The sequence below is a fragment of the Acinetobacter sp. COS3 genome (assembly GCF_000475335.1).
GTDB classification, from domain to species: domain Bacteria; phylum Pseudomonadota; class Gammaproteobacteria; order Pseudomonadales; family Moraxellaceae; genus Acinetobacter; species Acinetobacter venetianus.
Genome location: NZ_AXCD01000061.1, coordinates 1 through 344, shown reverse-complemented (window position 1 = coordinate 344; position 344 = coordinate 1). Strand labels below are relative to the sequence as shown.

The 344-nt window shown below is 48.5% G+C and carries 1 protein-coding gene; it reads right to left on the bottom strand.

The window, feature by feature from the left end:
- Positions 1–343, bottom strand: a 343-nt coding sequence (locus tag IO68_RS30445; RefSeq protein ID WP_227502898.1) for an Ig-like domain-containing protein, incomplete at its 3' end; no start/stop codon positions are given.
- Between the last annotated feature and the right edge of the window lies 1 nt (position 344).

Here is a 344-nt window from a genome sequence, read left to right as displayed (position 1 = left end):
TCCACGTGCCATCTCCATTGTTGGTCGCTGGGTAATCCACACCATTTACATTCACGGTCACCGTTGCAGTTGGATCGTTCACTGTGCCCGTTAATGCTGGGGTGCTGTCATTGGTAATAATGTCATCAATGGTAATAGCTGGAGCTAAACCATCTACTGTTGCTGTTGCAGGATCTGATGTATTACCTGCTGGGTCCGTCGCTGTTGCTGTAACCTGATCACCATCATTTAACCCAGGATTATCTACTGTCCAGCTACCATCTGGTCCAGCGACAACTTGCACTGTACTCCCATCAGGGAAGGTCACAGTCACCGTTGAACCAGGTTCTGCTGTACCTGTAATT